At 71.3% G+C, this 20,698-nt stretch carries 23 protein-coding genes; 8 read left to right on the plus strand and 15 right to left on the minus strand.

Annotation, left to right across the window (positions count from 1 at the left end):
* Positions 1-110: 110 nt before the first annotated feature.
* Positions 111-1,088, plus strand: a complete 978-nt coding sequence (locus tag MWM08_RS15740) for a GDP-mannose 4,6-dehydratase (RefSeq protein WP_244407452.1) — start codon at positions 111-113, stop codon at positions 1,086-1,088.
* A 121-nt stretch (positions 1,089-1,209) separates the two neighbouring features.
* On the opposite strand, the gene MWM08_RS15745 is transcribed toward MWM08_RS15740, so the two are convergent.
* Both MWM08_RS15745 and MWM08_RS15750 read right to left on the minus strand, forming a co-directional pair.
* Positions 1,210-2,247: a polysaccharide biosynthesis/export family protein gene (locus MWM08_RS15745; RefSeq protein WP_244407453.1), complete on the minus strand. Its 1,038-nt coding sequence runs from the start codon at positions 2,245-2,247 to the stop codon at positions 1,210-1,212.
* Positions 2,248-2,291: 44 nt separating this feature from the next.
* Positions 2,292-2,894 carry a glycosyltransferase gene (locus MWM08_RS15750; RefSeq protein ID WP_244407454.1) on the minus strand — a complete coding sequence of 201 codons (603 nt, stop codon included), beginning with the start codon at positions 2,892-2,894 and terminating at the stop codon, positions 2,292-2,294.
* Here MWM08_RS15750 and MWM08_RS15755 point away from each other — a divergent pair.
* Complete coding sequence (locus MWM08_RS15755) at positions 2,830-3,426, plus strand: glycosyltransferase (protein WP_244407455.1); 597 nt, start codon at positions 2,830-2,832, stop codon at positions 3,424-3,426. The two genes, MWM08_RS15750 and MWM08_RS15755, sit on opposite strands and share 65 nt — an antisense overlap.
* Positions 3,423-4,385 (plus strand): UDP-glucuronic acid decarboxylase family protein, encoded by a 963-nt coding sequence (locus MWM08_RS15760; RefSeq protein WP_244407456.1) that lies wholly within the window; start codon positions 3,423-3,425, stop codon positions 4,383-4,385. The genes MWM08_RS15755 and MWM08_RS15760 overlap by 4 nt, the downstream gene beginning before the upstream one ends.
* A gap of 77 nt (positions 4,386-4,462) precedes the next feature.
* Here the strand turns inward: MWM08_RS15760 and MWM08_RS15765 are convergent, their stop codons facing one another.
* The 7 genes from MWM08_RS15765 to MWM08_RS15790 form a co-directional block, all read right to left on the minus strand.
* Positions 4,463-5,842, minus strand: a complete 1,380-nt coding sequence (locus tag MWM08_RS15765) for a glycosyltransferase family 39 protein (RefSeq protein ID WP_244407457.1) — start codon at positions 5,840-5,842, stop codon at positions 4,463-4,465.
* Positions 5,843-5,875: 33 nt separating this feature from the next.
* The gene (locus tag MWM08_RS26330) at positions 5,876-5,998 is read right to left on the minus strand and encodes a hypothetical protein (protein ID WP_255751346.1); all 123 of its coding nucleotides are present in this window, start codon (positions 5,996-5,998) and stop codon (positions 5,876-5,878) included.
* 60 nt (positions 5,999-6,058) lie between these two features.
* Complete coding sequence (locus MWM08_RS15770; RefSeq protein WP_244407458.1) at positions 6,059-6,889, minus strand: NADPH-dependent oxidoreductase; 831 nt, start codon at positions 6,887-6,889, stop codon at positions 6,059-6,061.
* Positions 6,890-6,984: 95 nt separating this feature from the next.
* Positions 6,985-8,334: an LLM class flavin-dependent oxidoreductase gene (locus MWM08_RS15775; protein ID WP_244407459.1), complete on the minus strand. Its 1,350-nt coding sequence runs from the start codon at positions 8,332-8,334 to the stop codon at positions 6,985-6,987.
* Positions 8,335-8,358: 24 nt separating this feature from the next.
* Entirely contained in the window at positions 8,359-9,336 is a 978-nt protein-coding gene (locus MWM08_RS15780) for a tripartite tricarboxylate transporter substrate-binding protein (protein ID WP_244407460.1), read from the minus strand.
* Positions 9,333-10,520: a thioesterase family protein gene (locus tag MWM08_RS15785; RefSeq protein WP_244407461.1), complete on the minus strand. Its 1,188-nt coding sequence runs from the start codon at positions 10,518-10,520 to the stop codon at positions 9,333-9,335. The genes MWM08_RS15780 and MWM08_RS15785 overlap by 4 nt, the downstream gene beginning before the upstream one ends.
* A gap of 65 nt (positions 10,521-10,585) precedes the next feature.
* Positions 10,586-12,217 (minus strand): flavin-containing monooxygenase, encoded by a 1,632-nt coding sequence (locus MWM08_RS15790; RefSeq protein WP_244407462.1) that lies wholly within the window; start codon positions 12,215-12,217, stop codon positions 10,586-10,588.
* A gap of 243 nt (positions 12,218-12,460) precedes the next feature.
* Between MWM08_RS15790 and MWM08_RS15795 the strand changes: the two genes are divergently transcribed.
* On the plus strand, positions 12,461-13,537 hold the full coding sequence (locus tag MWM08_RS15795; RefSeq protein WP_244407463.1) for an LLM class flavin-dependent oxidoreductase: 1,077 nt from the start codon (positions 12,461-12,463) through the stop codon (positions 13,535-13,537).
* Positions 13,538-13,564: 27 nt separating this feature from the next.
* On the opposite strand, the gene MWM08_RS15800 is transcribed toward MWM08_RS15795, so the two are convergent.
* Positions 13,565-14,026 (minus strand): YHS domain-containing (seleno)protein, encoded by a 462-nt coding sequence (locus tag MWM08_RS15800; RefSeq protein WP_244407464.1) that lies wholly within the window; start codon positions 14,024-14,026, stop codon positions 13,565-13,567.
* 156 nt (positions 14,027-14,182) lie between these two features.
* Between MWM08_RS15800 and MWM08_RS15805 the strand changes: the two genes are divergently transcribed.
* The 3 genes from MWM08_RS15805 (at position 14,183) to MWM08_RS15815 (ending at position 16,866) form a co-directional block, all read left to right on the plus strand.
* On the plus strand, positions 14,183-14,467 hold the full coding sequence (locus tag MWM08_RS15805) for a hypothetical protein (RefSeq protein ID WP_244407465.1): 285 nt from the start codon (positions 14,183-14,185) through the stop codon (positions 14,465-14,467).
* 127 nt (positions 14,468-14,594) lie between these two features.
* Positions 14,595-15,620 (plus strand): hypothetical protein, encoded by a 1,026-nt coding sequence (locus MWM08_RS15810; protein ID WP_244407466.1) that lies wholly within the window; start codon positions 14,595-14,597, stop codon positions 15,618-15,620.
* Between the two features lie 217 nt (positions 15,621-15,837).
* Positions 15,838-16,866, plus strand: coding sequence for a hypothetical protein (locus tag MWM08_RS15815; protein ID WP_244407467.1), 1,029 nt, complete (start codon positions 15,838-15,840; stop codon positions 16,864-16,866).
* 171 nt (positions 16,867-17,037) lie between these two features.
* Here MWM08_RS15815 and MWM08_RS15820 read toward each other — a convergent pair whose 3' ends face one another.
* Both MWM08_RS15820 and MWM08_RS15825 read right to left on the minus strand, forming a co-directional pair.
* Positions 17,038-17,640: a thiamine pyrophosphate-dependent enzyme gene (locus MWM08_RS15820; protein ID WP_244407468.1), complete on the minus strand. Its 603-nt coding sequence runs from the start codon at positions 17,638-17,640 to the stop codon at positions 17,038-17,040.
* The gene (locus tag MWM08_RS15825) at positions 17,637-18,164 is read right to left on the minus strand and encodes a thiamine pyrophosphate-binding protein (protein ID WP_244407469.1); all 528 of its coding nucleotides are present in this window, start codon (positions 18,162-18,164) and stop codon (positions 17,637-17,639) included. The genes MWM08_RS15820 and MWM08_RS15825 overlap by 4 nt, the downstream gene beginning before the upstream one ends.
* A gap of 109 nt (positions 18,165-18,273) precedes the next feature.
* Here MWM08_RS15825 and MWM08_RS15830 point away from each other — a divergent pair, with 109 nt between their 5' ends.
* Positions 18,274-18,759 carry a YaiI/YqxD family protein gene (locus MWM08_RS15830; protein WP_244407470.1) on the plus strand — a complete coding sequence of 162 codons (486 nt, stop codon included), beginning with the start codon at positions 18,274-18,276 and terminating at the stop codon, positions 18,757-18,759.
* A gap of 159 nt (positions 18,760-18,918) precedes the next feature.
* On the opposite strand, the gene MWM08_RS15835 is transcribed toward MWM08_RS15830, so the two are convergent.
* The 3 genes from MWM08_RS15835 to MWM08_RS15845 all read right to left on the minus strand — a co-directional run bounded on the left by MWM08_RS15835 (position 18,919) and on the right by MWM08_RS15845 (position 20,558).
* On the minus strand, positions 18,919-19,209 hold the full coding sequence (locus tag MWM08_RS15835; protein WP_244407471.1) for a hypothetical protein: 291 nt from the start codon (positions 19,207-19,209) through the stop codon (positions 18,919-18,921).
* A 4-nt stretch (positions 19,210-19,213) separates the two neighbouring features.
* Complete coding sequence (locus tag MWM08_RS15840; protein ID WP_244407472.1) at positions 19,214-19,420, minus strand: hypothetical protein; 207 nt, start codon at positions 19,418-19,420, stop codon at positions 19,214-19,216.
* Between the two features lie 604 nt (positions 19,421-20,024).
* Positions 20,025-20,558 (minus strand): M23 family metallopeptidase, encoded by a 534-nt coding sequence (locus MWM08_RS15845; RefSeq protein WP_244407473.1) that lies wholly within the window; start codon positions 20,556-20,558, stop codon positions 20,025-20,027.
* Positions 20,559-20,698: the final 140 nt, after the last annotated feature.

Here is a 20,698-nt window from a genome sequence, read left to right on the forward strand (position 1 = left end):
TGACCCACGCAACACAGCACGGCGGCTGCCGCCGGTGCTTCCTGGCGGGAATGGCCATGTCCGGGTAGGTTCCTGCCCGCTGGCAGACACGGGTGGGACAGGCTCAGGACATGGCGCGTGCATTGATAACCGGTGTGACCGGCCAGGACGGCGCCTACCTGGCCGCCCTGCTGATCGAGAAGGGCTACGAGGTCTACGGGCTGCTGCACCGCCATGGCGGGTCCGAGGCCGTGCAGGACAGGCTGCGGCGGCTGAACTGCACCGGGTCGGTGCGCATGGTGGACGGTAACCTGATCGACCTGTCTTCGTTGATCCGCCTGCTGCAGAAGGTCCAGCCGGACGAGATCTACAACCTCGCGGCGCAGTCCTTCGTGCGCATGTCGTGGGACCAGCCTCTGCTGACCACGCAGGTCACCGCGATCGGCACCGCCAACATGCTGGAGGCGGTGCGCATCGCCTCCCCCACCGCGCGCTATTTCCAGGCGAGTTCGTCCGAGATGTTCGGTCGCGCCGAGACCCAGGCGCAGAACGAGGACACGCTGTTCCACCCGCGCAGTCCCTATGCCTCGGCCAAGGTCTTCGCGCATTGCCTGGTGCAGAACTACCGCGACGCCTTCGGCCTGTTCGGCTGCAACGGCATCATGTTCAACCACGACAGCCCGCTGCGCGGGATCGAGTTCGTGCTGCGCAAGATCACCGACGGCGCGGCGCGCATCAGCCTCGGCCTCGCGAGCGAACTCCCGATGGGCAATCTCGATGCGCGGCGCGACTTCGGCCATGCGCGCGACTACGTGCGCGCCATGTGGCTGATGCTGCAGCAGGACAAGGCGGACGACTACGTGGTCGCGACCGGGCGTGCCGCGTCGATCCGCGACCTGTGCCGGATCGCCTTCGCGCATGTGAAGCTGGACTGGGAAGCCTTCGTGAAGGTGGATGCGGCCTTCCTGCGCCCGGCCGACGTGGATGTGACGGTGGGCGACGCGACGCGCGCACGCACGCGGCTCGGGTGGGTGCCGCAGACCAGCCTCGAGGACATGATCGCCGAGATGGTCGAGGCCGATCTGAAGCGCTGGCGCGCCAACGCCTGAGCTCGGCCGCCGGCCTGGCCCGTGTTGGGCGCGCGGCCGCCACGCCGCGTCGCGTTGCAGCAGGCTTCGATGCGCGCGCGCCAACCCGGCGCGGATGCGCCCGGCGCAGCGGGCAGACGTATCAGTTCGGGAAGCGGAAGCTGTTGCCGTCGTTGAACGAGATCGACGTCCCGTTGAACAGGAAGATCTGCCGGATCACCTGGTCGACGAAGCGGCCGACGCGCGCGACCTGCGTCGGTGGCACCCAGACCGTGGCATAGGGCGGCACCACCATGTCCTTCTCGACCGCCAGGTCCCGCATAACGCGGTCGAGGTTGACCAGCCGCACGCGCGGCCGTCCTGCCGGGTCGAAGTACAGCATGCGCACCTGGTCCATCGCGCCCGTCGGCATCGGCCCGCCGGCCGCCGCGACCAGTTGCAGCAGCGTACGTGGCGTGGGCGCGGGGATGGCGCGGGCCTGGCGCACCTCCCCGAAGACGAAGATCTGGTTGGCGCCGATCTGGGTGAGCCGCGCGGTCACGCTCACGCCGCCGACCTCGCGCGCGTAGCGGGCATTCAGCGCGCCGGTCAGCTCGGTCAGCGTCATTCCGGCGGCCGGCACGCCCTGCGCCCGCGGCAGGTCGAGCACGCCGTCGGGGCGCGCCAGCGCGGTGCGGGCACGGCCCTCCGCCCCGCTGCGCACCACGTCGGCCAGGTCCTCGGTGGGCATGGTGAAGCGGCGCATGATGACGGTCACGACCGGCGTGCGCGCCACGTCGGTATAGCGCCGCGCGACCCCAGCCGAGAGTTCGGCCGGCGTCAGGCTGATCGCGCGCACCTCGCCCTTGCAGGGCAGCGGGATCATGCCGTCCGGGCGCACGACCATCTGGCCATGGAGGTCGCGGTTGAAGTCGAAATCGAGGTCCAGCGCGTCGCCGATGCCAAGCCGGTACGGCCGCAGCCGCTGGTTGTCGGCGTGGTAGAAGACCTCGACCCGGTCGCCCGGCTGCAGGCGGTAGGTGCCGGTGCCACGCACCAGCCCCTCGCCCGCCAGGCGCGCGGCGGCGTCGCGCTGTTCGGGCGTGGCATCGTCGAAATAGACCGGCTCCTCGCCCAGGCCGCGGTCGAAGCCACGCGGGCTCTCGCAGGCCGCCAGGCCGACCGCCAGTAGGCCAGGCAACAGGCAGCGCATCGACCGAAGCGCGCAACTGCCGATTCGGCTGATCACCATGCGCCACCCAGACCGCAGTTGTTTCGGATCAGCGCGTCGCATCCAGGCTCGATGACCGCAGCCGAGAACGCCATCGCCCGCGCGCGGCACTTCGCCGGCGTCGCCGGGTCCGCCGCCAGTGATGCGCCCTGCAGCAGTGCCTCGGCCAGGCCGCCAGCATTGGTCGCCGCGCCGCGGACACTCCCGGGCGCGCAGAGGACGCCGATGGCGTCATCGCTGATGATGTCGGGAATGCCGGCGTGGTCGCAGCCGATGACGGGGGTCCCGGTGGCGAGTGCCTCCACCAGCACCACGCCCAGCGCCTCCCATATGGCGGGGTTCACGACCATGCAGGCCGACGCGAGGACGCCGGGCAGTTCGTCCAGACCCCGGACGCCGTGCAGTTCGACCTCCGCGTGCAGCGGTGTGGGCAGTTCCGCCAGCACGCAGTCGCGCGCATGCGCCGACATTCGCCCGACATAGCCGAGCCGCGCATGGGCGCCGAGCCGTGCGCGCGCGATCGCGTAGGCCCGGGCCAGCAGAACGGCGCCCTTGCGCGAAGGAGACCTGCCCGCTGCACACCAGCAGCCCTGGCGGATCAGGTGGACCACGAACATCCACCTCGGCATCGAGGCCTTCGCCCTGGCCCGGCGCGACCTGCCAGGCTGGAGGCTTGTCGTCGCCGGCATGGTGGACGACAAGAGCCGCATCTACGCCGAGGAGCTGATGGCACGGGGCCGCGAGATCGGGGATGTCGAGTTCCGCACGCAGAACACGGACGCGCAGATGCGCGCGCTGCAGGACGGCTGCACGGCGCTGCTGTTCACCGCCTTCAACGAGGACTGGGGCCTGACGCCATTCGAGGCGATGGCCGCCGGGCGCCCCGTCGTGGCCGTGGACCGCGGCGGCCCCCGCGAGAGCGTGCAGGACGGCGTGACCGGCTTCCTCGCCCCCGACGACCCCGCCGCCTTCGCCCGGCGCATGGTGAAGCTGGCGCAGGACCCGGACCTGGTGGCGCGCATGGGCGCGGCCGGCGCCGAACGGGCGCGGCTTTTCACCTGGGATGCATTCGTGGAAAACCTCGACGGTGCCGTCGAGCGCATGGTCGAACGCCGCCAGGGCGGCAACAGGGAGACGATGACGAGATGATGTCGCGCAAGCGCGTGCTGGTGACCGGAGGGGCTGGCTTCATCGGATCCCATTTGTGCGAGCGGCTGCTGGCCCAGGGCCACCAGGTGCTCTGCGTTGACAACTACTTCACCGGGACACGGGACAATATCGCGCACCTGCTCACGCACCCGCAATTCGAGGCGATGCGCCACGACGTCACCTTCCCGCTGTATGTGGAGGTGGACGAGATCTACAACTTGGCCTGCCCGGCATCCCCGGTGCATTACCAGTTCGACCCGGTGCAGACGACCAAGACCTCGATCTCGGGCGCGCTCAACATGCTGGGCCTGGCGAAGCGGCTGAAGGCCAAGGTGCTGCAGGCCTCGACCAGCGAGGTCTATGGCGACCCCGAGGTGCATCCGCAGACCGAGGACTACCGCGGCAGCGTGAACCCGCTCGGTCCGCGCGCCTGCTACGACGAGGGCAAGCGCTGCGCCGAGACGCTGTTCTTCGACTACAAGCGCCAGCATGGCGTGCGCATCAAGGTGGCGCGCATCTTCAACACCTACGGCCCGCGCATGCACCCCCAGGACGGGCGCGTGGTGTCGAACTTCATCGTGCAGGCGCTGCAGGGCCAGCCGGTGACGATCTATGGCGAGGGCACACAGACGCGGTCCTTCTGCTTCGTGGACGACCTGGTCGAGGGCCTGATGCGCCTGATGGACACGCCCGATGAGGTGACCGGTCCGGTCAACCTGGGCAACCCGCACGAGATCACCGTGCGCGAACTGGCCGACCGCGTCATCGCGCTGTGCGGTGCCGGCGCCACGCTCGAGAAGCGCCCGCTGCCGCAGGACGACCCGACGCGGCGGTGCCCGGATATCGGCCTGGCGCGCCGGCTGCTGTCCTGGGAACCCACGGTGCCGCTCGAAGCGGGCCTGGCGCGGACGGTCGCCTATTTCGAGGCGCGGCTGCGCACCAACATGCCCGCGGCCTGAGAAAACACTGACGAAGGCACCGGTTGGTGCATTCCATCGTCCGGTGCCGGCAGTCCTGAACGGCCGCCGACCGCCCGTCAGCAGGCCGGCACGCGCCAGGCCTCGATCCTGAGCGCGCCGACCGGCAGTTGCGCCACCAGCGCGCGGCCCGTCGCGCGCAGCGTATCGCGCAGCATCGGCAATGACGAATAATGCGGGTGGTCCGCCACCACATCCGGTGGTGGGCGCGTCACGATCCAGGCCGTGCCCGCACCGCGCAGGCGGGCGCATAGCCCCGCCGCGTCGGTCGTCGCCGCGGGCGCCACCAGCAGCGCCGCGCGCGCTTCGAGCCGCGAGGTGGCCGGCAGCACCAGCGCCTCAAGCCCCTCCCCGCCCGCGAGGCGCAGCGAGACCAGCGCAAAGACGCTGTCGGTCACCACCACGCGGTCGCCGGGTGCGGCGCGCGCCCGCAGTTCGGCGACCATCTCGCGCCAGGGTTCCTTCTCCGCCCGCCAGTGGCGCAGCGCCAGGGCGCCACGCGCATGCAACCCCGCCAGCAGCAACGCCGCTGCGGCGAAGCCCGCGCGCGGCAACAGCGCGATACGCGCCGCAATGCCGGCCGCGAGCGGAGCCACCAGGAACAGCACGGTGCGCTCCATCATCATCGGCCAGGCTTGGCTGAGCAGCGGGAACAGCACGCCGCAGACGCCGAGCAGCACGCACAGCGCCGCCCGCCCAGGCCAGCCAGGGCGCCGCCAGGCCAGCACGCCGGCCAGCAGCGCCGCCGCGCTCGCGAGGATCGTCAGCAGCGAAACCGGCGCGTGGAACGGCGTCACGACGCCATGGACGTAGATCAACGCCGCGCCGGCGAGGCTCGGCGGTTGCAGCCAGCCCATCACGAACTCGCCGCCCGCCGCGTGGCGCAGCGCCGAGAGGATCGCCGCGCCGCCCACCAGCACGCCCAGCACGTCGGCGCCCGCCAGCAGCACCACGCCGCGCGCGCCCCCCGCGCGCCCCGCCAGCAACGCCGCCAGCACGAAGGCATTCAGGCCGAGATTGCCGATCGCCGCCGTGCGGTGAAGCCACAGCATGGCACCCTGGGCCACGCCCAGGCCCATGACCGCGACCGGCCCCGTGCGCCCGTCCCGCGCCGCTTCGACCAGCCGCCAGGCGGCCAGCAGCGCGCAGCAGAACAGCAGGAACAGCACCGCATAGGCGCGCCCGTCCTGCGACAGGCGCAGCAGGGCGGCGTTCAGCGTGACCAGCACTGCGGCGAGCCAAGCCGCGCGCAGCCCGAAGGCCGAACGGCAGAACAACCAGACCGGCACGACCGCGACCGACGCCGCCAGCGTCGAGACCAGCCACAGCGGCACTGGCCCCGGGCCCGCGATGTCGCCGAGGATCTTCGCTATGGCGTGGTAGCCGGGCGGGCTTGCCTCGATGCGCGCCATCTCGCCCAGCACGACGGACCACGGCAAGCGCCCGACGCCGATGCTCGCGGATTCGTCGATTCAGGCCGCCGGCCAGAACAGGTCCGGCAAGCGGATGACGAAGGCCGGGACGACGAGCGCCGCGAGCCACCATCCCTGGCGCCCGGGCCCGCTCCCCGGCACGGCGCTGCCCTGGCCTGTCATGGGCCCAGCGCAGCATGGGTGCGCCGCGCCGGAAAAGGGCGCGGATCACACCGCGCGCGGTCAGCGCAGCGGGAAACCCAGCGCGATCAGCGCATCTTTCAGTCGGTCGCGTCCGCTCAGCGCCTTCATGGTGCCAAGCCGCGCGATCACCCGCTGCGTCCAGGTGGTCGCGCCCATTTCGTGCCGGGCCGAGAAATCGGCCATCCGCGGGTCGTAGGCGGCGCGGTGGGCGGCATCGTTCACGTCGTAGCGGCCGCGATGCAGCACGGCCTCCTGCGGCAGGCGGGGCTTCACCGCGCCCTCCCGGCCTGGCAGCGCATGGCCGACGCACAGGCCGAACACGGGCGTCGCGCCGGCCGGCAGGCCGAGCAGTGCCGCCACGCGCTGCACGTCGTTGCGCAGGGCGCCGATATACACGTTGGACAGGCCGAGGCTCTCGGCCGCCACCACCGCGTTCTGCGCCGCGAGCGCGGCGTCGATCGCCGCCACCAGGAAGGATTCGAGGAAGGGCATGCCCGCGAGTTCAGTCCCGGCTTCTGCCGACAGGCGCTGGTTGCGCGACACGTCCGCCAGGAACACCAGGAAGATCGGGCATTGCTCGATGTGCTTCTGCCCACCGGCAATGGTGGCGAGTTCGGCACGCACCGCCGGGTCGTCCACCGCCACCACCGACCAGGTCTGCAGGTTCGACGATGTCGCAGCGGATTGCGCGGCGGCGACCAGCGTCTCGAGGGTGCCGGGAGGCAGCGGGTCGGTGCTGAAGCCGCGCACCGAGCGGTGCGAGAGCAGCAGCGAGATGGTGTCGTTCCACGGCCCGGCCTTGGGCTCGGCGCCGGCGCCGTAGCGCGCCGTGAGGGCGGCCATCGCCGCCGGCATCTGGGTTCCGTCCATGTCGATCGGGTCCTTCCGGTGTTGTGCCGGAACGTAGCGCGGTTGCGCCGCGCGGCAAGCCAGCGCGCGCCGATACCCCAGCGCGCGCCGCCAAGTCAGCGCGCGACGGCCGCCGCCGGGTGCGGGGCGGCCAGGCGCGGGCCGGCACCGAACAGCTTTTCCCTGTAGGTGCCGGGCGCGTAGCCGCGCTTGTAGCGCCCGCGTTCCTGCAGCACGGGCACCAGCAGGTCCACCACGTCCTCGATGCACTCCGGCATCACGGTGCGCGAGAGGTTGAAACCGTCCACATCCGCGTCATCGACCCAGGCCAGCAGCGCGTCGGCCACCTCCTCCGCGCTGCCGACAATGGGCGGCTGGCGGCTGCCCAGGATCATGCGGTCCACCAGCGCACGCTTGGTGGCGCGCGGGGCGGCGGCGCGTAACGCCGTCACGTTGGATTGGATGGCGTTGCCCGGCGCAGCCGGCAATTCGTCATCCAGGTCGAGTGCCGCCAGGTCGATGCCGAGCGAGGCGGAGGCGTGCACGAGCGCCGCCTCCACGCTGGCGCAGCGGCGGTAATCCTCGAGCTTGTCGCGCGCCTCGGCCGCGGTGCGCCCGATCACCAGCGTGGCCCCGAGGAATGCCTTGATCGGCCGGGGCGCGGCGCGCGCGCGCAGATCCGCCACCAGCGCGGCGACATGCGGCTTCGGGCCACCGTTCAGGAAAACGCATTCCGCATGCAGCGCCGCAAAGGCGCGCCCGCGATCCGAGGCACCCGCCTGGTACAGCACCGGCGTGCGCTGCGGCGATGGCTCCACAAGGTGCGGTGCATCCAGCCGGTATTGCCGGCCTTCGTGCCGGATGCGTGAAACGCGCGACGGGTCGGCATAGACGCCCGATGCACGGTCGCGCTTCACCGCATCCACCGCCCAGGATTCCTCCCACAGGCGATACACCACGGCCATGAACTCATCCGCCATGTCGTAGCGGTCGTCATGCGCCATCTGGCGATCGAGCCCCATCGCGCGCGCCGCGCTGTCGAGGTAGCCGGTGACGATGTTCCACCCGATCCGGCCCTCGGTCAGGTGGTCCAGCGTCGAGAAGCGCCGCGCCAGCAGCGCCGGCGGTTCCCAGGCCAGGTTCACGGTCACGCCGAAGCCCAGGTTCTGCGTCGCCGCAGCCATCGCCGGGACCAGCAGCATCGGGTCCAGCAGCGGGATCTGCACGCCGTGTCGCACCGCCGCATCCTGGCTGCCGCCATGCACGTCATAGACGCCGAGCACATCCGCCAGGAACAGCCCGTCGAACAAGCCGCGTTCGAGCGTCCGCGCCAGCCCGGTCCAGTACGGCAGCGAGAGGTAATCCGTCGCGCGGTCCCGCGGATGGGTCCACATCCCCTGCTGGATGTGGCCCAGGCACGCCATGTCGAAGGCGTTGAGGCGGATCTCGCGCGGCGTCGCGTTCATTTGAACGCGCTCATGCAAGTACGGTCATTCAGGCGTGAAGCCGCTCTCGCGCACCACGTCGCGCCACATGTCGCGCTCGCGCCGGATCTGGTCGGCGAAGGCCTGCGGCGTGGCGGAGGTCGCGTTGGTGAATTCCAGCCGCTCCAGCGCCGCGATCATGTCCGGCTCGCGCGAGGCACTGACGATCGCCGCGTGCAGCCCCGTCACCACCGGTGCGGGCGTCGCTGCCGGCACGAAGGCACCGAACCATTCCTCCGCGGTGCGTTCCGGGTGGCCCAGTTCCGCCAGCGTCGGCACGGTCGGCAGCTTGGCGAAGCGCGCGGCGGAGGTCACCGCGAGGATGCGCACCCCCGTGCCTTCATGCGGCAGCATCTCGCTCAGCACGCCGATGAACAGCGGCAGGCGGCCGGCAATCACGTCGGCCACCGCCGGCGCGCCGCCGCGATAGGGCACATGCGTCAGGCGCAGGTTCAGCTTCCGCCCCAGCATGATGCCGGTGAAATGCGGCACCGACCCAGCAGCCGGAGAGGCCCAGGGCGTCTCGTTGGGCTGCGCGCGCGACCAGGCGACCCATTCCTCCAGCGTGCGTGCCGGGTGGTTCATCGGCACGCCCAGGCCGAAGGGGAAGGAGCATACCGTGCTGACCGGGACGAAGTCGGTCAGCGCGTCGTAGCGCACCTCGCGCGGGAAGACATGCGGCTGCACCGTCATCATCGAGGCCGGGGTCTGCAGGAAGGTGGTGCCGTCGGCCTCGGCCGCCTTCACCGCCTCCACCGCGATGCGCCCGGCGGCACCGGGGCGGCCATCGACGATCACCTGCGGCGCGTAGCGCCCGCGCAGCTTCTCGGCGTACAGCCGCGCCACCACGTCCGAGGAGCCGCCCGGCGGGAAGCCGATGACCAGGCGCGCGGTGCGGCTGACGGTCTGGGCGCGCGCGGTCCCGGCGGCGATAGCGGTGCCGGCCAGCGCGAGCGCGGCGCGGCGGGCGATGGTGAAGGTCATGGCGTGTCTCCTCCCTGGCCCGCTGCGGGGCCTGCGGGCGCTTTTGTAGGGGGTGGGCACGGGCTTCGCCAGCCTGCCGTGCGGGGACTGCGCAGCGGCCCGCGCCCGCAGGATGATCGCGCCGCGCCGGAGGAACCCCGCATGCGAAGAATGCACGGCCTGCTTGCCGCGACGGCCCTCTCGGGCCTTGCCGGATGCGGCGCGACGCCCGAACCGCCGCCGCCCGCGCCGCTCATTCGCTGCATCGAGATCCCGAACGGCCTCGCGGAATGCAGCGAAATGCCCGGCCCCACCCTGCCGGAACGCCCCGCCCGCGAAAGCCCGAGGCCCGGCACCAGCAGCGCCTCCAGCGCCGTGCGGCGTTCCGCCGGGATCGCCACCGCCTTGCGCGCCTTGAGGTCGAAGGCGATGCCGACCGCCTCGGCCGCCGCGACAACCGCGCCGGTCTCGCCGTCATGCACCAGGTGGGTCCAGGTGGTGGTTTTCTCGCCCAGCGCCTTCAGGCCGCTGCACACGGTCAGCAACTGCCCGGCGCGCAGCGGGCGGAGCTGCGCCACGCGGTATTCCAGCGCGGCCGAGCCCATCCCTTCCTCCTTGATGCCAAGCCCGGTGCCGCGGTTGCGCAGGTTCGGCACGCCATCCCAGATGCGCGCGATGATGACGTCGGGGCGCATCACGCCGTCGGTGTCGCATTCATGCGGGCGGATGGCGCCGCGATAGCCCTCGTTCAGCCCCATGGCGCGGGCGGCGTCGCGGTCGGGCAGCGCCGGCGGCGGGTCGAAGCCGAGGCCGCGCGGACCGGCATGCGGCGGCATCGCGACGACCAGGGCCTCGGCGCCGGGCAATTCCGGCAGTGGTGCGCCCCACAAGCCGAGGTCGGTCACCAGCGTCGCCGCCGGCGCATCGGTCGCGCTGTTGCGGATCTCGATCACCGTCCGCAGCCGCTCGGCGCCGGTGGCGATGACGCCGCCCAGGATGGTGAAGGGTGTGCCGGGCGACATCTCGCGCAGGAAGCGCAGATGCTGGTCCATCACCGCCAGGCGCTGGCGCGACGGCGGCAGCCCGGCCTCCAGCATCAGCCAATCGAGCGCATCCGCCGCGCGGGCGACGTAGTGGCGCACATTCATGTGCCCCATCACGTCGCATTCCTCCTGCTGCACGCTGCCGCGTCCGATGATGATCAACGCCATGCTCCTGCCCGGTGCGCCAGGGTGGAGCGGCGGCGCGATGCTGGAAAGGGGGCGCCGCTTCAGTCCAGCGCAACCCCCGCATAGCCCTGCCGCGCGATGTCATCCGCCCAGGCGCGATAGGTCGGCGCGCTGCCGGTGTAGCGCGCCACGTGCCGCACCTGCTTGCCGGCGACATTGCTGTTCACGCCGGTCATCCAGGAATCGACCTCCATGGACAGCAGGCCGCGCGCCACCTCGGCGACGTGGTCCATCCAGGCCGCGACGGCCTCTGGCTTGGGTTCGGCGCGGGTGATGCCGTTGGCCTGAAGATGGCGCAGCATCGCCGTCACCCAATCCACGTTGAACTCGATGGAGCGCGGGATATTGCCCAGCGCTGTGTGCGGGCCGAGCAGCGTGAACAGGTTCGGGAACCCCTCCTGCAGCATGCCGACAAGCGACGTCGCGCCGTGTTCCCACTTCTCTTTCAGGCTGATACCGCCCGCGCCGAGGAAGTCGATGCGGTCGAAGGCGCCGCGCAGCGCGTCGAAGCCGGTGGCGTAGACGATGATGTCGACGTCGTATTCCGCGTCGGATGTCTTGATCCCGGTCGGGGTGATGCGTTCGATCGGCGTCGCGCGGCTGTCCACCAGCAGGACGTTGGGCTGGTTGTAGACCTCGTAGTAGCGCGTCTCGAGCGGGACGCGGCGCGTGCCGAAACCGTGGGTCTTCGGGATCAGCATCTCCGCCACGCGCTGGTCCTTCACGCGGCCGCGGATCTTGTTCGCGATGAATTCCGAGACGACCTCATTCGCCGCGCGGTTGGTCAGCAGATCCTTGAAGTTGCCGACCCAGATGCCGAAGCCGCGTTCGGAGTACAGCTTCTCCAGGAAGGCCTCTCGCTCCTCAGGCGTCACGTCGAAGGTGTTGCGCGGGTCGGCGGTGTGCAGGAAGCAGGCGAAGGTCTCCCGGCAGCGCGCGAAGATCTCGTCGTAGCGGTTGCGGATCTCGGCCATGTCCTCCGGCGAGATCGTCCCGTTGTGCAGCGGCGCGCACCAGTTCGGCGTGCGCTGGAAGACCGTGAGCTGCGCGGCGGTCTTCGCCACTTCCTGGATGGTCTGCACGCCAGACGCACCGGTGCCGATCACCGCCACGCGCTTGCCAGCGAAATCCACCGGCTCCTTGGGCCAGAGGCCCGTATGGAAGGACTGCCCCTCGAATTCGTCCATGCCGGGAAAGGCCGGCATGGTGGGCGATGACAGCGCGCCGATCGCGGTGATGAGGAAGCGGCTGGCGAAGCGGGTGCCGTCCTCCAGCGCCACGCTCCAGCTGCGCGACGCCTCATCCCAGCGCGCCGCCGTCACGCGCGAGCTGAAGCGGATGTCGCGCCGCAGGTCGTACTTGTCCGCCACGCGGTTCAGGTAGCGTTCGGTCTCGGGCTGCGGCGCGAAATGCTCCGTCCAGTCCCACTCCGCCAGCAGCTCCTTGTCGAAGGAATAGCCGTAGGAATAGCTCTCGGAATCGAAGCGGCAGCCGGGATAGCGGTTCCAGTACCAGGTCCCGCCCACCCCGGTGCCCGCCTCCAGCACCAGCGCCCGCATCCCCAACTCGCGCAAGCGGATCAGCTGGTACAGCCCGGACATGCCGGCGCCGATGACGATGGCGTCGAACATGCCGGTGACGTCGGCGGGCTGCCCGACGGGGGATGCTGTCATGGGCGGCGGTTCCTCTGTTCCGGACGCGGCGGCATCGCCAGGGTCGCCGCTCGATCGGGCGTCGGCAAGCGCGCGGCCTGGTCGCGGCGACGCCGCCGGTGCAGCGCTGTCGCGACGATCCTACCCCGCTGGCCGAGCAGCTTGAAGGCTTCGCCGGGCCCGACGGCGCAGCGCGCAGACGGCCGGGCTTGAGCCCGGCGCCGTCCTGCGGGACCATCCGAGCAACACAGGGGGAAACGCACCATGGATGTCGGCCTGTTCTGCCTGATGGGCTATCGCACGCCCGGCACCTCGACCGCGGCGATCTATGACGATGCGGTGGCCCAGGTGAAAGCGGCGGAGCAGGCGGGCTTCGCGATCGCCTGGTTTGCTGAACATCACTTCTCCAACTACTGCGTCTGCCCCTCCCCGCTCATGATGGTGGCGCGGATGGCCGGCGAGACCAGTCGCATCCGCCTCGCCTCGGGCGTGGTGATCGTGCCGCTGTACCACCCCGCCCGGCTGATCGCGGAGGTCGGTATGGTCGATGCGATGACGCATGGGCGGCTCGTGCTCGGCATCGGCAGCGGCTACCAGCCCTACGAATTCGAACGCTTCGGCCAGGACCTGGCGGAATCGACGCCGCGGCTGTTGGAAGCCATGTCCATGATGGAACAGGCCTTCGCCGCCGAGACCTTCGCGCATGAGGGCGCCCATTACCGCATGCCGCAGGCGCACATCGCCCCGCGCCCGGTGCGTGGCATGCCCGAGGTCTGGGTGGCCGGCGACAACCCCGACCTGCACCGCTACGCCGCCGAGCGTGACTGCGTGGTCATGGTCACGCCGCGCCACTTCACCCCCGCGATGCTGGCGGCGGCGCGGGCACGCTTCGAGGGCATCCGCCGCGCCGCCGGCAAACCCGGCGATTCCCTGCGCTTCGGCGCCATGCGCCCGTTCTGCGTGACCGACGACGCGAACGAGGCGGCCCGCTTCCTCGAGAACACCCGCTGGCAGATCCGCCTGTCGCAATCGCTGCGCCGACGCGAACAGGAAATGGACGGCGGCATGCTGGTCGAGAAGCCTTGGGAGGGCGAACCGAGCCTCGACGAGATGGGCGCGCACATGATGGTGGGCGATGCAGCGACCGTGGCCGCGCGCATGGCCGCCGAGATCCGCGCCGCATCGCCCTGCCACTACCTGCTCCAGATGCAGGTGGGGGACATGGACCCCGGCGTCGCACAGCGCTCGATCGCCGCCTGGCAGCGCCAGGTGCGCCCACTGCTCGAACGCGAATTCGGCCCGCTCGAGCGCATCGGCCATACGACATCCGCCGCCGCGTGAGACGCGGCGGCGGACCGCGTCAGCGGATCAGAACGGGTGGATCCGGGGCCAGTTCATGTTGGCCTTGGTGATGTTGCCGGGAATGTCGCGCACCCACATCGCCTGCGCCTGCTCGTGGACCTTGAGATACAGGCGGTCGTCGACGACGCGCCAGAAGTCCGGGTTGCCCGGAGCCTTGTAGCCCTGGGACGCCGCCCAGGCGCAGTAGCCGTCGTATTGCGGTGCGAAGCGCGCGGGGCTTGCGCGGAACTGGTCGCGCGCGGCCTCGGTGGTGAAGTACCAGATCGCGCCGTTGTGGGTGGCGTTGAAGCGCGGAACGCCCGGACGCGGCGTGCCGGTGAAGAAGCTGGTCGCATCGTAGCCGCTGATCGCCACGGCAAGCTGGTTGCCCGCCGCCGCGGGGCGCGCGGCGACAAGCGCGGCTGCGCCGATCAGGCCGGCGCCGAGCGTGCCCTTGGCCAGGGCGCGGCGCGAAGCGAAGTTGGACATGCGATCTCTCCCGATGGGTTGATTCCCAACAGCGAGTTCGGAGCCGCCCGCCCGGCGGTTACGCCTCGGCAACCAAAGTTTCAGCGCAGGCGCGCACGCGCCGGGCGCGCACAGGCCCCTTGACCGCCAAGCGACGGATTTGCCACGCTTCCCTTCGTGGGGATCCTGGTCAGCGTCCGCGCCGGCGATGACGACACGCTCTGGGCCGTGGTTGCCACGGTCGGGCGGAAAAGCCGCGTGGCGGAGGTGTTTCGCTCCCGCGCCCAGGCGCTCGATGACCGCGCCTGGCGCGACCAGCAGGTCAAGGCCTATGCCGACTGGCTGGTGCGCGCGAAGCAGCCCGTGCCGCATTATTCCGTGGCGCCGATCCGCCGGTCCGACCTGCCACGCAAATGGACGCCGCTGCCCGCCCTCGGCTTCCTGCGGGGCCAGATGATCTGACCGCGCGGCCCGCCGCCGCCCGCATGCAACCTTTTCGCGAGGCGCGCGTCGTCAATGGGCAAGGTTGCCGGTGGCGCCGATGCGGGGTTTAGTCACGCCAGACGCCGGTCGTCGGAGGAATCGCTCGATGAATGGACAGCGCAGCACCGCAGCGCGTCGCCATGCACGGCTAGCGCCCGCCCTGGCCGCTGTGCTGTTGCTCAGCGCCTGTGCCGAGGGCGCGGGCGGCGCCGCCGATGGGCCCGATGCGTGCAGCGCCCAAACGGCCGAACTCGACCGCTCCGGCGCCTTCTTCGCAGCACCCATCGTGGCCGGCGGCGTGGCCGTGATCGGCGCCGGCGGCGTGCTCGGCACCCGCCCCGGCGTGATCGGCGCGCTGGTCTGGGGCGCCACCTCCGCCGCCGCGGCGGTCACTGCGGTCGCTTATGTCGATCAGCGCCGGCGTGAGGCCGCCGGCAACGAAGCCGCCCTGGCCACCGCCGTGGGCAACGATATCGACCGCGAGAATGCCGGCCTGGCGCAGTCCCAGACCGCCGTCGACAGGGTTCTCGATTGCCGCCTGCAGGAGGCCGCCCGCGTGCGTGCGGCCGCGCGCGCCGGCGAGATCCAGCGCCAGCAGGCGCAGGCGCAACTCGCCGCGATCCGGGCCCAGGCGGAACGCGACCTGGCACTGAGCCGCACCATCGAACAACGTGTGCAGGCGCGCGCGGCGGACCTCGATGCCGGGGTCCAGGCCGTGGTGGCCGAGGCGCGCCCGGCGCCGCCGCCGCGCCCGGCCGTCACGGTCCGCCCGACGCGCCCGGTGCCGCTGCAGACCGCACCCGTCGCCGCTGCCCCGCCGGCCGCCGCGGCCCCCGCCGTCGCGGCGCGGCAGGAGGTGCGCATCCGGCCCGCCCGCAACCCCGATTTCGTCGCGGTCGAGACCCCAGCCGGCCAGCCGCTCGGCTATGCACCTGTCGCGGTGTTTGCGATCCCGGCGGCGCAGACGCGCGCCATCGCCATGCCCGCGGTCGCGACCGGGGCCGATGCAGCGCCGGCCGGGCGGCTGCGAACCCTGGCCTCCACCAACATCGTCCGACGCGACAATTTCCGCGAGGCGGTGGGCGACCTGCAGCGCGCCGTGGCCTCGGGCGGCTTCGAACTGGGGACCTGAGAGGCCGTTCGCCCAAGCCGGCAGCGGCCCCCACCCCCCGCCCGGGAACGCGCCGAACGGCGCATGCCCAAGCGATCTGCGACCCACCCATGCGTGATCGCGCCGCGGGGCAGACGTGGCGTCGTGAACGGTTCCGCGCCGCGTCGGCCACGCCCGATTGCGCCGCTGCGCGAAGCGGCCCAGCGTGCCCCACGCCCTCGCGCGAAGGATCCCGGCCTTGCCGCCTGCCAACCCTGTCCGCCTAGCCCCGCATGCGGCACTCGCCGCCATGCTGCTGGCGGCGGGCTGCGCGCCGGCGCCGGCACCGCCCGGCCACGCCGCCATCACGGCCGACCCGAACGATGCCTGCGCGGCGCAGCAGCAGAACTTGGCGAATGCGCGCTCCCTGTTCGCGGCCTCTGTCATCACGGGCGCGGCAGTGGGCGCGGTGGCGGGCAGCGCCGTGCGCCTGCGCATTGGCGGCGTCGGCGTGGTACCGGGTTCGGCCATGGCGCTGGGCGGGCTCGCGGCCGGGGCGCTGGCGGGGGCCGCGGTCGGGTCGTATCTCGACCAGCGGCGGCGCGAGGCGGGCGACGAGGCCGCGCTCGCCGCCGCGGTGGCCGGCGACGTCGCGCGCGAGAACGACAACCTCGACCTCGCGCGCAATGCCGCGGAGTTCCTGCTGGATTGTCGGCTGCGCCGCGCCGCCGACATCCGCGAGGCCGTGCGCGAGGGCCGGCTACCCGCCGCCCAGGCGCAGGCACAGCTCGACACCTTGCGCGCCCAGTCGGCGCGCGACCTGGCCCTGGCGCGCGAGGTCGAGGCGCGCATCGCCGCGCGCGACGGCGAGCTGGCCCCGGCGATGGACGCCCTGGCCCCCGGTGCGCGGGCCGAGGGCGCTGCCGAATCGCCCGCCGCCGGCGCGGGCGTCGCGGCCACCGCGCCGCTCGCGCTGCCGCTGCGCGCGCGGCCCGAGGCAACGGCGGTGACAGTCGCGACCGTGCCGGCGGGCGGCGCCGTTCTGCTGCGCCCGACGCGCGAGCCGGATTTCGTCGCGGTCGAGACGCCGGCCGGGCAGCGGCTCGGCTACGTGCCGGCGGCGAGCTTCCCGTCCGCGCCGGTGGCGCGCACCGCCGCGCCGCCGCCACCAGGCGCGCCGCTACGCGTGCTGGCCGCGAGCAACGTGGTCCGCCGCGACAATTTCCGCGAGACGGTCGGCGACCTGTCGCGCGCCGCCGCCGGCCAGGGCTTCGAACCGGGGATCTGACTCGGCAGGCGTCGGTACAGGTCCAGCGGCACGAGGTTCTGACGCGTGCCGAGGCCGCGCATGCGGCTCACCGGCAAATCCGGCGAAAGCCAAGCGAGCCGGAGGTTTGCGCCCGGCGTCTGAGGGTCGCAACATGCTCAGACCAGCAGTCGACGAATGCGGCCGCTGGCATCAGACCGGCTGCGCCATCGCGCGCATGAAGCTCTCGCGGAAGCGGATCGGGTCGCGGTCGGTCTGGTTGCGGCCTGGTTCGTTGTCGATCTTCACGCCGATCACGTGCGGGCCGTCGGTGGACAGCGCGCGCGCGACCAGCACGTCGAATTCCGCCTCGTCCGCGGCCCAGGCGGCACTGGCGATGCCACTCGCGCGCGCGATCGCGACCATGTCGGTGCGCGCGGCCGCCGCCGGCGTGCCCTGCCCGCCCGTGATCTGGTAGATGCCGTTGTCCCAGATCACGACCGTGAGGTTCTTCACCGCCTGCGCGGCGATGGTGGACAGGCAGCCCAACTGCATCAGCAGCGACCCGTCGCCCTCCAGCGCGATCACGCGCCGCGCCGGCTGCGCCAGCGCCACGCCCATCGCGATCGGCGCGGCCAGGCCCATGCTACCCAGCATGTAGAAATTCTCGGCCCGCGTGCGGTCCGCGCCCCAGAGGTCCCAGTTCGAATTGCCGATGCCGCCGACCACGGCTTCGCGCTTCGTCAGCCCTGCCACCAGGCGCTTCGTGAGCGCCGCCCGGTTCATCACATGCAGGTTGTCGGTGGTGTCAGTCATGACCGCTTCCCCGTCAGCAGCGGCGAGAGAATGAGGCAGGCCGGCCAGCGCGTGGCGAAGGCCTGCCGGATGGTGCGGTCGGCCATGAACGCGGCCTCGTCGAGCCGCGTCATGGTGTGGTGCTCGATCCCCATGCTGTCGAGGATCGGGCGCATGGTGCGGCAGACGATCGCCTGGCCGGGGTTGAATTCGCCCATCGTGCCGCGTTCGCTCACCACCATCACCACCGGCACCTGGAACGCCACGGGCAGCGATGCCAGCACATTTGGCAGCGTCGCGAAGCCGGAGGTCTGCATCAGCACCGCGGCCCGACGGCCGGCCATGATAGCGCCGGTGGCGATGCCGATCGCCTCCTCCTCACGCGCGCAGGGGAAGGCGGTGAAGAAGGGGTCGGCGTGGATGCCATCGAGCAGCGGCCGCAGCACGTTGTCGGGCACGTAGGGGACCAGGCTGATGCCCTGGTCCTTGAAGACCTGGCGCAGGATGTCGTGCCAGGTGGGGGGCGCTTCGGCGGCGCTCGTCATGCTCGGGCGTTCTCCGGATTCCGTGGGCGGTATCGCATCGGGCGCCGCGCGCGCCAAGCGGGTGCGGCGGCCCCCTTGCGCCCACCCGCCGGCGGCGCCAAAGCGGGGCATGGACCTTCCCGCCCGGCCGCGCCTGCTGGTCGATGCCGATGCCTGCCCCGTCCGCGACGAAGCCGCGCGCGTCGCCGCACGGCTGGGGCTCGAACTGATTCTGGTGACCAACGGCTCGCGCCCGGTGCGCCCGCCCGGCACGCCGCTGGCGCGCCTGGTGGTGGTCAGCGAGGGTGCCGACAAGGCCGATGACTGGATCGCACACGCGGCGGGACCGCTGGACATCTGCCTGACGGCCGACATCCCGCTGGCGGCGCGCTGCCTCGCGGCCGGCGCCTTCGCACTGTCGTTCAAGGGGCATGCCTGGACGCCGGACAATATCGGCGCGGCGCTGGCGGGGCGCGAATTGGCGCGGCACCTGCGCGAAAGCGGTGTTGCGGGCGGCGGCCAGGCGCCGATGGGCGCACAGGACCGGTCGCGCTTCCTGAATGCGCTCGATGCGATGTGCCAGGCGGCGCTGCGGCGCGCCGGAGCGCGCGGGTAGAGACGGTCGCGCCCGGCCCGCACGCCGTGGCGCTCAAAAACAGCGCGGCCGGGAGCCTCGCGACCCCCGGCCTTGCCGGTCGAGCCGGGTCGCACACAGGTGCGGCCCGGTGGCGTTCCGGCGCGGCCACCGGGCTTTCGCCCCGGGGCCGCGTGCGCGTCAGATGAAGATGAAGTCGGTCTGCGACAGCTCCCCGGCACCGACGCCGGTCAGCGTGACCGTCATGTTCGACGCGCCGTTTCCGTCGATGTCGACCTGCAGGATGTTGCCCACCATGCGCGCCTGGCTGCCGGCGCCGGCCACGAAGGCATCGCCGCCCAGGTAGCCGAACTCGCCGTTCAGTCCGGTGAACAGGAAGCGGTCGCCCTGCGCCACGCTGAAGTCGGCGATCACGTCGTTGCCGTCGAGACCGGTGAAGATGAAGAGGTCAGCACCGGCACCGCCGGTCATGACGTCATCGCCCCACGCCGCCTCGGATCTGGTCGCCGCCACCGCCACCCACGATGGTGTCGGCGCCCGTGACGGTCACGTTGTTGGCGCCGACAAAAAGGGTCAGGCGGTCGCCGCCGCCGGTCGCGTTGGTGACCGAGCCGATGATCGTCAATGTATCGGCGCCGGAACCGCCGGTTTTCACGCTGTTCGGTGCCGCGCCCAGGACCACGCGGTCGGTCCAGCCGCCAGGTTGACGAATGCCCCCGTTAGGATGCCACCAAAGCTGATGGTAACGGCACGGACAGAGCCGACGAAAGCGTCAGAACTGGAGCACACTGGCGACGGTCTGCGCTTCGCCTAGACTGATGGTCGCCACGGAATCCCTCCTATGGCCCTTGACCGTGAGAGGGTGCTCGAACTGTTTGTTTGCGGTAATTACCGTCAACATAAAAATTCCTTCAGATTTTATGGATAGACGCACTGCAGCGAACAGGCGACCTGATTCGCAAGATGCACCTTAATATAACTTATAGAATTGTCATTTTTCGTACTTATTGTGCCATGCATCTGACTGTGGCGGTGCACCAGCGTCAACTCGATTGCGGGCTGGACATCAAGGTTGTGCTCACCTGCGGGGGAGTGAATGCTCGCGCGACGCAGCACGCCACTGCGACGCGCCAGTTGCGGTCGGTCCAACAGCGAAGACATAGCGGCGGCCCATATACCAGTTGGGTATCGAACAGCGGTGCGCCCCAGCGCGCCAGCGTAGAGTCCTCGGGACGCCTCCCATCGCGGCGCTTCAGCGGCCCTATCGTCGCGGCGCTTCCGCGGCCCTATCGTCGCGGCGCTTCCGCGCCTTCGGCAACCTGTGTTCCATCACTGTTGCAAGCGGTGCGGGTCAGCCACGGCCAGGGGTCGACCGGGCGGCCGAAGCGGCGCAGTTCGACATGCAGATGCGCCCCGGTGGTGCGCCCGGTGCGCCCGACCGCGCCGATCAACTGCCCAGGCAGCACCTGCGCACCGGGGCGCACCTCGGCCGCGATGCGCGACAGGTGTGCATAGCGCGCCACCGTCCCGTCGCGGTGTTCGATGTCGATGATGGTGCCGTAGGCGTACCAGCGTCCCGTGAACACCACCGTGCCGCCGACCGCAGCACGCACCGGCGAACCATGCGGCGCGCGCAGGTCCACCCCAGGGTGGAAGCCGCGCCCCCGCGGCCCAAAGCCCGAGGAATACTCCCCCGCCACCGGCAGCGCGATCGGGCAGGGCGCAGCCTGCACCGCGCCGGGCAGCAGCGCGGCAGCAAGCACCAGGCCGGCCACGGTGGGCATGGAGGTCAGGCGCGTCGTCGGGCGCGTCTGGCGCATGCGGGATGTCTCCGTTCGTTCGTGAAGCCCTGAAGCTGCGCGAAGCCCGGACCTCTCGGACCGCGCGCATCACCCGTGGTGCAATGGCCATCACGCCGGCATGCGTCAACCCGCACAAGGTTGATGAACAATCTATAATT

It is taken from the genome of Roseomonas fluvialis, from assembly GCF_022846615.1.
GTDB lineage: Bacteria > Pseudomonadota > Alphaproteobacteria > Acetobacterales > Acetobacteraceae > Neoroseomonas > Neoroseomonas fluvialis.

What these genes read in the sequence shown, in the direction of transcription:
- MWM08_RS15740 (WP_244407452.1), top strand. Translation starts at nt 111, where the DNA reads ATGGCGCGTGCATTGATAACCGGTGTGACCGGCCAGGACGGCGCCTAC.
- MWM08_RS15750 (WP_244407454.1), bottom strand. Translation starts at nt 2,894, where the DNA reads ATGTTCGTGGTCCACCTGATCCGCCAGGGCTGCTGGTGTGCAGCGGGC.
- MWM08_RS15760 (WP_244407456.1), top strand. Translation starts at nt 3,423, where the DNA reads ATGATGTCGCGCAAGCGCGTGCTGGTGACCGGAGGGGCTGGCTTCATC.
- MWM08_RS26330 (WP_255751346.1), bottom strand. Translation starts at nt 5,998, where the DNA reads ATGACAGGCCAGGGCAGCGCCGTGCCGGGGAGCGGGCCCGGGCGCCAG.
- MWM08_RS15770 (WP_244407458.1), bottom strand. Translation starts at nt 6,889, where the DNA reads ATGGACGGAACCCAGATGCCGGCGGCGATGGCCGCCCTCACGGCGCGC.
- MWM08_RS15775 (WP_244407459.1), bottom strand. Translation starts at nt 8,334, where the DNA reads ATGAACGCGACGCCGCGCGAGATCCGCCTCAACGCCTTCGACATGGCG.
- MWM08_RS15780 (WP_244407460.1), bottom strand. Translation starts at nt 9,336, where the DNA reads ATGACCTTCACCATCGCCCGCCGCGCCGCGCTCGCGCTGGCCGGCACC.
- MWM08_RS15790 (WP_244407462.1), bottom strand. Translation starts at nt 12,217, where the DNA reads ATGACAGCATCCCCCGTCGGGCAGCCCGCCGACGTCACCGGCATGTTC.
- MWM08_RS15795 (WP_244407463.1), top strand. Translation starts at nt 12,461, where the DNA reads ATGGATGTCGGCCTGTTCTGCCTGATGGGCTATCGCACGCCCGGCACC.
- MWM08_RS15800 (WP_244407464.1), bottom strand. Translation starts at nt 14,026, where the DNA reads ATGTCCAACTTCGCTTCGCGCCGCGCCCTGGCCAAGGGCACGCTCGGC.
- MWM08_RS15810 (WP_244407466.1), top strand. Translation starts at nt 14,595, where the DNA reads ATGAATGGACAGCGCAGCACCGCAGCGCGTCGCCATGCACGGCTAGCG.
- MWM08_RS15820 (WP_244407468.1), bottom strand. Translation starts at nt 17,640, where the DNA reads ATGACTGACACCACCGACAACCTGCATGTGATGAACCGGGCGGCGCTC.
- MWM08_RS15825 (WP_244407469.1), bottom strand. Translation starts at nt 18,164, where the DNA reads ATGACGAGCGCCGCCGAAGCGCCCCCCACCTGGCACGACATCCTGCGC.
- MWM08_RS15830 (WP_244407470.1), top strand. Translation starts at nt 18,274, where the DNA reads ATGGACCTTCCCGCCCGGCCGCGCCTGCTGGTCGATGCCGATGCCTGC.
- MWM08_RS15835 (WP_244407471.1), bottom strand. Translation starts at nt 19,209, where the DNA reads ATGACCGGCGGTGCCGGTGCTGACCTCTTCATCTTCACCGGTCTCGAC.
- MWM08_RS15845 (WP_244407473.1), bottom strand. Translation starts at nt 20,558, where the DNA reads ATGCGCCAGACGCGCCCGACGACGCGCCTGACCTCCATGCCCACCGTG.